Here is an 11,904-nt window from a genome sequence, read left to right on the forward strand (position 1 = left end):
TGCGGTTCAGTTGTTGAGTTTCGGGTTGAAATAATCGTTCAGCGCGTCGCCGAGCACGTTCAGGGCCCATACCGTCAGCATGGTGGCCGCGCCGGGGATCGCGATCATGTACCAGCCGGTGCGGATGGCCTCGCGGCCGGTGCCGATCATGGCGCCCCAGCTCATCGCGTTCGGATCGCCCAGGCCGAGGAACGACAGGCTCGATTCCAGGAGGATGCAGCCGGCCACCACGATCGAGGTGCTGACGACGATCGGCGTCAGCGCGTTCGGCAGGATGTGGCGCAGGATGATGCGGCCATGGCCCATGCCCGCCGCCAGGCCGGCCTGCACGTATTCGCGGTGGCGCAGCCGCAGCACCTCGGCACGCACGACGCGGGCGGTGTGCACCCACGACGTGACACCCAGCGCCAGCACGACGACCCAGATCGACGGTTCCAGCACGGCCACCAGGATGATCGCCAGCAGGAAGCGCGGCACGATCTGGAAGAAGTCCGTCAGCCGCATCAGCGCGTTGTCGGCCCAGCCGCCGCAGTAGCCGGCCAGCGTGCCGACCACCACGCCGATCAGCAGCGTCAGGCCGGCCGACGATGCGCCGACCAGCAGCGAGACACGGGCGCCGTGGGCCAGCCCGGTGGCGATGTCCCGTCCCATCAGGTCGGAGCCCAGCGGGTGGGCCCAGTCCTGCCCCGGCCACAGGTAGGGAGTGGCGACCATGTCGTGCGGATCGCCCGGAAAGAACACCGGCGCGCCGAGCGCGGCGAACAGCACCAGCAGCAGGATCGACAGGCTGGCGGCGGCGGATAGCGGCATTTTCATTTTTTGAGTTCTATGCGGGGATCGAGGGCGGCATACAGGATGTCCAGCAGCAGGCTGGTGGCCATCACCAGCAGGGAGCTGAGGAACAGCATCGACAGCAGCAGGTTGGTGTCGCGGTTGACCACCGCGTCGTAGGTCAGCTTGCCCAGGCCGGGCCACGAGAACACGGTCTCGATGACGATGCTGCCGGCCAGCAGCTCGCCGAAGTGGCCGGCGATCAGGGTCAGCACCGGCAGGATCGCGTTGCGCAGCGCGTGGCGGAACACTACCACCGGTTCCGACAGGCCTTTCGAGCGGGCCGTGCGGACATAGTCCTCCTGCAGCGCGTCGACCATCGATGCGCGCGTGAAGCGGGCGTACACCGCGATCGAGTAGACCGCCAGCGTGGTTGCCGGCAGCACCAGGTGCCACAGCACGTCGCGCGCTTCGCTCCAGCGCCCCTGCGCCTCGATGCCCACTTCGCGCATGCCGTCGATCGGGAACCATTGCAGCGTGACGCCGAACAGCACCACCATCATCAGGGCCAGCCAGAACACCGGCACCGAATAGCACAGCGCCATCAGGGCCGATACGGCGCGGTCCAGCCGGCCGTTGCGCCAGCGCGCGCACAGCACGCCGAGCAGCACGCCGACGACGACTGCCAGGGCCAGGCTGGTGAGTCCGAGCAGCGCGGTGGCACCGACCCGGTCGCCGATCAGCTCGGCTACCGGGGCACCGAAGCGGTGCGAATACCCCAGGTCGAAGCTGGCCAGGCGCCCCAGGTAGGCCAGCAGCTGCATGTGCAGCGGCGCATCGAGGCCGAACGAGGTGCGCAGTTTCGCCACCTGGTCTTCGACGATGGCGCCCTCGACCTGTGCCGATTCGGCGGCCACCACTTCGGCCAGGTCGCCAGGCGCGGCCTGGATCAGGATGAAATTGAGGATGCAGATGCCCAGGATGACGGGCACGAATTGCAGCAGCCTGCGCTGGATATACGCTCTCATATCGGTTCTTTCAGGCGGTGCGGACGGCCAGCGCCCCGTCCATGGGGATCGCCGGCGGCTCCGGCCAGGCCGGCGTGGCCGCGATCAGCGTGCGGGTGTAGGGGTGCCGCGCATTGGTGAACAGTTCGTCGCGCGCCAGCGTTTCCACCGCTTCTCCCTTCTGCATCACCATCACGCGGTCGGCGATGTAGTTGATGACCGACAGGTCGTGCGAGATGAACAGGTACGACAGCCCGAACTCGTGTTTCAGGTCGACGAACAGGTTGAGGATCTGGGCGCGTACCGACACGTCCAGCGCGGACACCGGCTCGTCGCAGATCAGCAGCTTGGGGCGCAGGATCAGCGCGCGGGCGATGCCGATGCGCTGCCGCTGCCCGCCGGAAAACTCGTGCGGATAGCGGCGCGCCGCGGCGGCCGGCAAGCCGACGGCATCGAGCATGGCCGCGACCCGCCGGCGCCGCTCGTTCCGGTCGCGCACCTTTTGCACCGCCAGCACTTCCTCCAGTGCGTCGCCGATGCGCAGGCGCGGGTTCAGCGAGGCATATGGATCCTGGAACACCATCTGCACGTTGGCCCGGTGCGGGCGCAGCACACGGCCGGACAGCGGCGCGATGTCGGTGCCATCGAGGATCACCTGGCCGGCGACGGCGCGGTTCAGGCCGACGATGGTCTTCGACAGCGTCGACTTGCCGCAGCCCGATTCGCCCACCAGCCCCAGCGTTTCGCCGCGGCCGATCTGGAACGACACGTCCTTGACGGCGGAAATGGTCCCATAGCGGGACGAGTACTGGGCCACGAGATTGCGCACGTCGAGCACGGGCGGCAGGTGGATGGCCGCCGGGCGCGCCGCCGGCTGGCGGCGCTCCTGCTCCGTGAAGCTGAAGCTGCGCTGTCCGTCCGGGTCGACGGCGTGGCGGATCTCGGCCAGCTTCACGCGGCTGTAGTGGCATTCGTCCGTTACGTGCAGCGACGAGTCCAGCAGGCCCTGGCTGTAGCGGTGGCGCGGCGCGAAGAAGACTTCGTCGCGCGTGCCCTCTTCCACCTTGCGGCCGTGCTGCATGACGGCGACCCGGTCGGCCCACTGGCCGACGACGGCCAGATCGTGGGTGATCAGCAACAGCGACATCGATAACTCACGGCGCAGGCTGGCCAGCAGGTCCAGCACCTGGGCCTGTATCGTCACGTCCAGCGCGGTGGTCGGCTCGTCGGCGATCAGCAGGCGCGGTTCGCAGGCGACGGCGATGGCGATCATCACGCGCTGCCGCTGGCCGCCGGACAGATGATGCGGGTAGTCGTCGACCCGGCGCTGCGGCTCGGGAATGCGCACCAGGTCGAGCAGTTCGATGGCGCGGGCACGGGCCGCCGCGGCGCCCAGCCGGCGGTGGCGCCGCAGCACTTCGCCGATCTGCGTGCCGATCGTCAGCACCGGATTGAGCGACGTCATCGGCTCCTGGAAGATCATGCCGATCGCGTTGCCGCGCAGGTCGCGCAGGGCGCTTTCCGGCGCCGCCAGCAGGTCGCGGCCTTCGAACAGGATCGCGCCGTCGACGCGCGCCTGGTGCGGCAGCAGGCCGGCGATCGCCCCGGCTGCCGTCGACTTGCCGCAGCCCGATTCGCCGACCAGCGCCACCACTTCGTCGCGGTGCACGTCCAGGTCGAAGCCCTGCACCGCCACGCCATTCGGATACCACACGTCGAGCTTGCGCACCTGCAGCAGCGGTGCGGCGGCCTGGCCTTCGCCGGTCCGGTGCCAGGGTGCCGTCATTTCCATGTGCGGTACCTCGCGGCATGATGGTTGCCGGGCAGGCGCGCGCGGCCGGCGCCGAACAGTTTTTCGCGCAGCGTGCCTTCCTCGTACGAGGTCTTGTACAGGCCGCGGCTTTGCAGCTCGGGAATCACCAGTTCGATGAAATCGCGGTAGCTTTCCGGCGCCACGGTACGCGTCAGGTTGAAGCCGTCGAGGTCCGTCTCGGCGACGATCCGCTCGATTTCATCGGCCACCTGCGACGGCGTGCCGACCAGGGGGGCCTGCTGCGAGCCGAAGCGGCGCGCTTCGAGCAGCGTGCGCCGCGTGGTGCCCGCCGCGAACCGGCCGGCGCGGGCTTCGCCGACCCGGCGCAGGCGGTCGGGGTACAGCGCTTCGAGTTTTTCCTCGGTGATTTCCTCGTCCAGGCCGAAGCGGTTCAGGTCCACGCCGGTGCCGCTGACCATGTGCGCCAGCGCGCCCTCCGGGCTGGAGTAGGCACGGTACTCCTCGAATTTTTCCCGCGCCGACTTTTCGTTGGTGTCGACGACCACCGTCAGGCCGGAGAGGACCTTGACGTCGTCGCGCTCGCGGCCGGCCTCCACGGCCTGGCCGCGGATCGTGGAGACGATCTTCGCCAGCGCGTCGCGGTCCGGGCCGCCGGTGAACACGCACTCGGCGTGGCGGCCGGCAAACGCGTTGCCCCGTTTCGACGCGCCGGCCTGGAACAGCACCGGCGTGCGCTGCGGTGAGGGTTCGGTGAGGTTGTAGACGTTGTCGATCCTGTAGAACGGCCCGTCATGGCTGACGCGGTGGATCCTCGCCGGGTCGGCGTAGACGCCGCGCTCGCGGTCGGCCAGCACGGCGCCGTCTTCCCAGCTGCCTTCGAGCAGCTTGTAGAAGGCATCCATGAAATCGTCGCCGCGGTCGTAGCGGTCGTCGTGGTCGAGCTGCTGCTTCAGGCCCACGCCGCGTGCCGCGCTGTCCAGGTAGCCGGTGACGATGTTCCAGCCGATGCGGCCATTTGTCAGGTGATCGAGGGTGGCGAAGCGGCGCGCGAACAGGTACGGGTGTTCATACGTGAGGTTGGCGGTGACGCCGAAGCCGATGTGCTTCGTCGCCTGCGCCATCAGCGGCACCACGTAGCTCGGGTCGTTGACCGGCAGCTGCACCGCCTCGCGCGCCGTGGCGTCGATGCCGTCGCCCAGCACGTCGTAGACGCCGACGATATCGGCCAGGAACACCGCATCGAACAGGCCCTTCTCCAGCAGCTGCGCCAGTTCGATCCAGTATTCGGGCTTGCGGTAATCGACGGAATTGTCGCGCGGGTGCTTCCACAGGCCGTGATGTATATGGCCCACGCAGTTCATGTTGAAGGCGTTCAGGCGAATCTGCTTCACATTTTGCTTCGTCAATTGAGGCTCTCCGCTGTCTTCACCGGGCCCAGTGCCCAGCCGCAATGCAGCGTAACAGCGCCCCTGGCGAACCGAAACGAACCATTTCACAGTTGGTAATGCGGCGTTTCGTCATAAGCAAAGCAGCCGCGCTGCTAAAGCCGTTGATGTCGCACCGAAGCATTGCCCAAGGCCGGGGTCAGACCCCGAATTTGAGAAACATTTCCTGAAATCGGGGTCTGACCCCGGTTGGGAGAAACTTTCCTGTCGATTGACTCTGCGCCGACTTGAACCTACACTGACGTGGTTGCGCTAACAAAGATAATGCCGGGGGAAGCACATCATGGTACCGGCGCCCCACAAAGACAGGCAGAGATGGCGTTGATATACGCTACCAAGCCTCATCGGACAGCGCAGCGAGACAATCTGGAGGATTCGTGAAGCATTCACACCATGGGCGGCCGCTGGCTGCCCGGTTCGCACGCCCGCTGCTGGCGGCGCTGTGCCTGGCAATGGCGCCGGCCGTCGCCATCACCGCCATGGCGGCACCTGCGGCAGCCACCGATACGCAGTCGCCGCGCCAGCGCATCGCCTTCAACGAAGGCTGGAAATTCCACCTGGGCGACCCGGATGGCAATTCGGCGCCCTACCTGTACGACATCCGCCCGGAAGTGAAGGAATCGGCGGACGGCAAGGTGGCCGATGCCATGCCCGAGGAAGCGGCGCGTATCGCGCGCGGCAACGTGCCGCTGCTGAAACCATGGATTCTCCCGACCGGCAACGCCTTCATCAAGGACCCGGCGAAGCGCCACGCGCGGCCGGCCGGTGAACCTGCCATCGATGCGCCGTTCACGAAGGCCGATTTCAATGACAGCGCGTGGCGCAGCGTGACGCTGCCGCACGACTGGGCCATCGAAGGGCCGTTCCTGGCCACCGGCCCGTATGGCGGCATGGGCCGCCTGAAGACATGGGGCCCGGCCTGGTACCGCAACAACATCACGCTGTCCAATGCCGACGCGGGCAAGTCGGTGTTCCTCGATATCGATGGCGCGATGGCGTATTCGTCGGTCTGGATCAACGGCAAACTGGCCGGCGGCTGGCCGTACGGCTACAACTCGTTCCGCATCGATTTGACGAAGTACCTGAAAACGGGCGACAACCAGCTGGCGATCCGCCTCGACAACACGCCGGAATCGGCGCGCTGGTACCCGGGCGCGGGGCTGTACCGCAACGTATGGCTGACGAAGACCGCGCCGCTGCACGTGGGCCACTGGGGAGTGCAGGTACGCACGCCGCAGGTGTCGAAGGAGTCGGCCACCGTGGCGTGGAATGTCACGCTGGACAATGCCGGCACCGCGCCGGCCGCCGCCGAAGTCACCACGCAGCTGTATGCGCTCGACGACAAGGGCCGCATCACCGGCAGCGCCGTCGCCACCGTGGTCTCGCCGAGGACGACGGTGCCTGCAGGCGGCAGCGCCGCCATCGCCGGCGATGCCACGCTGAAGAACCCGCGCCTGTGGGGCCCGCTGCCGACCCAGAAGCCGAACCGCTACACGGCGGTGACGACGGTGCGCCACGATGGCCGCGTGGTCGACCGTCATGAAACCCCGTTCGGCATCCGCGCGCTGCGCTTCGATGGCGTGAAAGGCATGTACGTCAACGGCGAGCACGTGCCGATCCGCGGCGTGAACAACCACCACGACCTGGGCGCGCTGGGCGCCGCGTTCAACGTGCGCGCCGCCGAACGCCAGCTGGAAATCATGCAGGAGATGGGCATCAACGCGGTGCGCATGAGCCATAACCCGCCCGACCCGCAGCTGCTGGAACTGACCGACCGCATGGGCATCCTGGTGCAGAACGAAGTGTTCGATTCCTGGGAGCGCAAGAAGACGCCGCTCGACTTCCACCTGGTCTTCCCCGACTGGCACGAGCAGGACCTGCGCGCGATGCTGCGCCGCGATCGCAACCATCCGTCGATCGTGATGTGGAGCGTGGGTAACGAAGTGGGCGAGCAGTACACGGGCGAGCACGGCGCCGCCATCGGCCGCAAGCTGGTCGGCATCGTCCATGAGGAGGACCCGGACGGCCGCCCCGCCACCACGGCGATGAACTGGGCCAAGCCGGACATGCCGCTGCCGGCCACGATGGATGTGATCAGCCTGAACTACCAGGGCACCGGCATCCGCACGCTGCCGGGCCAGTTCCCGGCCTTCCACGAGAAGTTCCCCGGCAAGGCGATCCTGCACACGGAAAGCGCGTCGGCGCTGTCGTCGCGCGGCGAATACCAGTTCCCCGTGCCGGGCGCGCTGAGCGCATCGGTGCGCCCCGGCGCCGGCGGCGATCCGAAGACGCAGCAGGTGTCGGCCTACGAACTGTTCGCGGCGGACTTCGGCAGCTCGGCGGACCGCGCCTTCGCCTCGCTCGACCAGCATCCGTACACCGCCGGCGAATTCGTCTGGACCGGGTTCGACTACCTGGGCGAGCCCACGCCATACTACGGTGCGCGCAGCTCGTATTCCGGCATCGTCGACCTGGCCGGTTTCAAGAAGGACCGCTTCTACCTCTACCAGGCGCGCTGGCGTCCGGAACTGCCGATGGTGCACATCCTGCCGCACTGGACGTGGCCCGACCGTGTCGGCGAAGTCACGCCGGTGCACGTGTTCACATCCGGCGACGAGGCCGAGCTGTTCGTCAACGGCAAGTCGCAGGGCCGACTGAAGAAGGCGCCGTATGCCTACCGGCTGCGCTGGGATTTCGTCACGTACCAGCCGGGCACGATCGAGGTGGTGGCTTACAGGGAAGGCAAGGAATGGGCGCGTTCGTCCGTGAAAACGGCCGGAGAGCCGGCCGCGCTGCAGGCCAGCGCCGACCGCTCCGCCATCGCCGGCGACGGCAGGGACCTGTCGTTCATCACCGTGCGCGTGACCGACAAGGCCGGCCTGACGGCGCCGCGCGCCAGCAACAAGGTGCGCTTCACGGTCGAGGGCCCGGGCGATCTGGTGGCCACCGACAACGGCGACCCGACCAGCTTCGTGTCGTTCCAGTCGTCGGAGCGGGCAGCGTTCAACGGCCTCGTGCTCGGCATCGTGCGCGCCAGGCCCGGCGCGAAAGGCCCGATCACGGTGCGCGTGACGGCCGATGGCTTGCAGGCCGCCACGGTCGCCCTGCGCAGCACCGGCCGCTGACCATCGCCGCGCCACGCCGGTCCTCCGCAAGCGTGGCGCGGTTGTCTTTTTCTTCCCGATTTGTCATCCTGCTCCCTGCGGTGCCTTGAACCACCGCAGGGAGCCGACGATCGCCGAAGCAATTTCCACCCCGCGCCTGACCCGCACCGCCTTCCTGGCCGGCGCGCTGAACCTGTGCCTGTATCCGGTGCTGACCACGCTGGCCGGCAACGCCATCCTGCTCGGCCTCGAGCAGGCCCGCGAGACCCTGGTGGCGTTCGGCGAGCCGGATGGCGCCGGCACGGCCGATCCGCTGGCATCGCCCAGCTATGCGCTGTTCATCGTTGCCCTGGCCTACTGGGCATTTGCCAGCTGGTACTGCGCACGCATCATGCTCGGCAAGCGCTTTCCGCGCGACCGCCTGCTGCCCTGCATCGACGACCGCTTTGCCGATGTCACGGGCCGCTGGCTGCCGCGCCTGCTTGGCCTGCTCGGCGTGGTGCCGATCACGGTGTTTTTTATCCTGGCGACACCATCGCCGCGCTACTGGGCCGCGCTGGCGGCGGTGGCTGCCGCCTTCCTGGCGTTTGCGGTGTTCCGCCGCCAGTTGCCGGCGGCGCATGCCGGCTGGTCGCGCCGCGGCGACGATCCCTATCCCCGCTTCACGTCACTGAGCCGCGGTGCGGTCGCCACGGTGATCGCAATGTTCGTCATCTCGTTCGGCGTGCTGCTGGCCACGGTGACCGGGCGCGAAACGGCCGCGCGCGCGATCGGCTCGCCAGCCCTGGTGCTGATCGCGCTCGGCTCGTGGACCCTGTTCGGCAGCGTCGTGCTGACCTACTGGCCGCGCAGCGGCGGCTGGCCGTCGCTGGCGCTGCTGCCGTTCGCGCTGGCCTTCGGCCTGTCGTTCTTCAACGAAAATCACTACGTGGCCGGGTACGGCGTGCCGGCCGCCACCGGCCCGCGCCCCGTGTTTCCGGACGACCTGGAAGCGTGGAATGCCGCCCGCGGCGTGCGCGGCGGCGATCCGGTCTACCTGGTGGCGGCCGCCGGCGGCGCATCGCGCGCCGCGTTCTGGACCGGCGTGGTGCTGACCAACCTGGAAAACCAGGCACGCCTGCGCGGCCGCGATTTCGCGGGCAACGTGTATGCCGTCAGCGGCGTTTCCGGCGGCAGCCTGGGGCTGGCCGCCTTCGTGGCCGCGCTGGCGGCGGAACGGGATGCGGGCGCGGGCGCCAGCGGCCCGCTGGCGCCGCGCCCGACCGATTTCCTGGCGCGCGACTTTCTCGCGCCGGCCGTCGGCCAGATGCTGTACAGCGACACCATCGCGCGCTTCCTGCCCTGGCCGTGCATCGCCTGCGACCGCTCGCGCGGCCTGGAAGAAGCGTGGGCACGCGACTGGCAGCGCCACAGCCCGGGACAGGCATCGTGGTTCACGCAGCCGCTGCGCGCGGCGGGCAGCATGCCCGGCGTGCTGCCGCGCATGATCTTCAATACCACCACGGTCGGCGACGGCCGGCTGGTGGTGCAATCGGACCTGCACTTCGTGCCGACCGACGCCTACGACGTGTTCGACGGCACGCTCGACACGGCGCGGTTGACGCGCGCCGCCGCGGTCCACAACTCGGCGCGCTTCACGTACGTGAGCCCGGCGGCGGCGATCCGCCATGCCGATGGCGGCGCGGTCTGGGACTACGTGGTCGATGGCGGCTATTTCGAGAATTCCGGCGTGGCGGTGCTGAACGCGATGATCGGCAGGCTGCAGGCAGGCACGCCCGCGCAGCAGCAACTTGCGCGGCAGATCGTGGTCATCGTGATCGAGAACGATCCGGCCGGCAGCGCCCAGTGGATCTGCGATCCGAAGCCGCAGCCCCGCTCGCGGCAGCTGCCGATCGCGATGGAAGTGAGCGCCCCGCCATTCGCGCTGTACCAGACGCGCACGGCGCGCGCCCACGCACTGGAAGCGGAAACGATCCGCCTGCTGGGCGGCTGCGCGGCCGGCAAGGTGATCGAACTGCGCTACCCGGAAGCCGACCGCAAGCGGCCCGGCCACTCCGGCGCCGGCCCGCTGAACGACGATCCGCCGATGAGCTGGTTCCTGAACGCGGCCAGCCGCACGCGCATGGCCACCGTGCTGTGCGGCGACGGCCGCTGGGATCCCCGCGACCTGCTGGCGCGCGAATGGCGGCGTGCGCTGGACTGGATCGACCGGTCGTCGCCACAGCCCGGCATGCCGCGCGGCGGGTTCGCGCCGGCCGACGTGACGCTCGCCTGCGAACGTTGAAACAAGGAGAGGCTACGGAGCGGCGATGCCCTTGCCGGTGGCCGCCCACCAGATGCCGCCGTACAGGTGGTCCAGGTAGTGCCGGTCGCGGTACATGTTGACGTCGTGGCCCAGCGCGGTGACGAACACGCGCGCCGGTCCGCCCTTGCCGGCGGCCCCGCTGCCCGCTTTCGCCGGCCCGGCGCCGTCGATCACGTGGTACCAGCTCACCGGATGTTCGGCGCCCATGCCTTTCGCCACCTGGCCGGGCCAGATCCTGGTCGGATCGTAGCTGCGCTCATCCACGTTCAGCACCGGACGGATCGCCACCCGGTACGGGTTGGCCAGCTCGTACCACTCGTCGCTCCAGATCCAGCGCTCGGGAACGCCGAACGTGGCCGGAAAAGCCTTGTCGACGGTGCGCACGACGGCGCTCTGCATCATCGGATGGATCGTAAACGAGCGGCCGACCAGCTTTTCATACCAGGGCCACTTGCCGGGCGGGATGATGATCGCGCGGTGCACGATGGCCACATTGCCGCCGCCGTGCACGTAGTCCTCGAACTTCCTGCGCTGCGCCTCGCTGAATTCCTCGCCCGAGGTATTGAGCAGCACGATGGCGGCATACTGTTTCAGGTCGCCTTCCAGCGCCCACAGCTGGGTTGCATACGTCATCTCGAACGCATGCAGCTTGCCCAGCTGCTCGAAGCTTTCGCGGGCCACCGGGATGTATTCGAAATGGTATTTGTTGGGCACCGCCAGCACGAGCAGCTTGAATTGCGGATCGGCCCAGGCAGGGTTGCAGAGGGCAAGGCCGCAGGCGAGGATGGCGGGGATGGCGGAGAAAATCGGGCGCATGGTCGGATACGAGTGAAGGACGCCACAGGATACCGCAACGCCGGGCGGGCCGGCCAGGGGCGGCGGCACCTGCCCGGCTAAGGCGTCGCCCGCGGCACGGCCAGTGTCCCCAGCACCCGCAGGCTGCCATCCGCCCTCGCCTGCGCCACCACCATCTCGCCCTGCGCCAGGCTGGTGCCGGTCAGCGCGCGCACGTTGACGTCGTGCGTGACCAGCACCAGGTTGCCCGGCTCGCTGTAGGAAGCCACGTACCTGGCCACGGCGGCGGCCCTGCGCCGCGCCACCGCGTCGCTCTCCTGCCAGGTCGAATCCACCATTTCCGCCGGCTCCGCGCGGCCGAACGCCAGCTGCGCGGTATCGACGCAGCGGCACCAGCTGCTGGTGAGCACGCGGCCCACCGGCACCGCGTAACGTTGGAACGCGGCGCCGACCGCCCTGGCATCGGCCCGGCCGGCGGGTGACAGGTTGCGCTGGGTCGCGCAGTCGCCGGCCTTGAAGCCGGTGGGATCGCCGACGCCAGGCGTGGTGGCGGCATGCCGCATGACCACGACGTGCCCGCCCCCGGCCATCCGCTTCCACAGGCCGGCATCGTCCGCGTGGCCAACAGGTGCGTGCAAGGCCAGTGCCGCCAGCAGGCCGGCGGTGAAGGTACGTGACATGGCAACTCCTGGACTGGGTTGGT

The 11,904-nt window shown here is 68.6% G+C and carries 8 protein-coding genes; 2 read left to right on the top strand and 6 right to left on the bottom strand.

From position 1 onward, the window contains the following. Positions 1–6: 6 nt before the first annotated feature. The 4 genes from ACY34H_RS02715 to ACY34H_RS02730 are packed head-to-tail and all read right to left on the bottom strand — an operon-like array spanning position 7 to position 4,958. Positions 7–816: an ABC transporter permease gene (locus ACY34H_RS02715; RefSeq protein WP_464975941.1), complete on the bottom strand. Its 810-nt coding sequence runs from the start codon at positions 814–816 to the stop codon at positions 7–9. Further along, positions 813–1,799, bottom strand: coding sequence for an ABC transporter permease (locus ACY34H_RS02720; RefSeq protein ID WP_464975942.1), 987 nt, complete (start codon positions 1,797–1,799; stop codon positions 813–815). Before ACY34H_RS02720 ends, ACY34H_RS02715 begins: the two co-directional genes overlap by 4 nt. Positions 1,800–1,809: 10 nt before the next feature. Next, a complete protein-coding gene (locus ACY34H_RS02725; RefSeq protein ID WP_464975943.1) occupies positions 1,810–3,570 on the bottom strand; it encodes an ABC transporter ATP-binding protein in 1,761 nt (586 codons plus the stop codon). Further along, on the bottom strand, positions 3,561–4,958 hold the full coding sequence (locus ACY34H_RS02730; protein ID WP_464975944.1) for an LLM class flavin-dependent oxidoreductase: 1,398 nt from the start codon (positions 4,956–4,958) through the stop codon (positions 3,561–3,563). Before ACY34H_RS02730 ends, ACY34H_RS02725 begins: the two co-directional genes overlap by 10 nt. 416 nt (positions 4,959–5,374) lie before the next feature. On the opposite strand from ACY34H_RS02730, the gene galB reads away from it, so the two are divergent. Further along, positions 5,375–8,122, top strand: coding sequence for a beta-galactosidase GalB (gene galB / locus ACY34H_RS02735; protein WP_464975945.1), 2,748 nt, complete (start codon positions 5,375–5,377; stop codon positions 8,120–8,122). Between the two features lie 85 nt (positions 8,123–8,207). Further along, positions 8,208–10,385 carry a hypothetical protein gene (locus ACY34H_RS02740; RefSeq protein WP_464975946.1) on the top strand — a complete coding sequence of 726 codons (2,178 nt, stop codon included), beginning with the start codon at positions 8,208–8,210 and terminating at the stop codon, positions 10,383–10,385. A gap of 12 nt (positions 10,386–10,397) precedes the next feature. Here ACY34H_RS02740 and ACY34H_RS02745 read toward each other — a convergent pair whose 3' ends face one another. Next, complete coding sequence (locus ACY34H_RS02745; RefSeq protein ID WP_464975947.1) at positions 10,398–11,222, bottom strand: ThuA domain-containing protein; 825 nt, start codon at positions 11,220–11,222, stop codon at positions 10,398–10,400. 77 nt (positions 11,223–11,299) lie between these two features. Continuing rightward, complete coding sequence (locus ACY34H_RS02750; RefSeq protein WP_464975948.1) at positions 11,300–11,881, bottom strand: histidine phosphatase family protein; 582 nt, start codon at positions 11,879–11,881, stop codon at positions 11,300–11,302. Positions 11,882–11,904 lie beyond the last annotated feature (23 nt).

Source organism: Pseudoduganella sp. jia 9 (genome assembly GCF_055502615.1).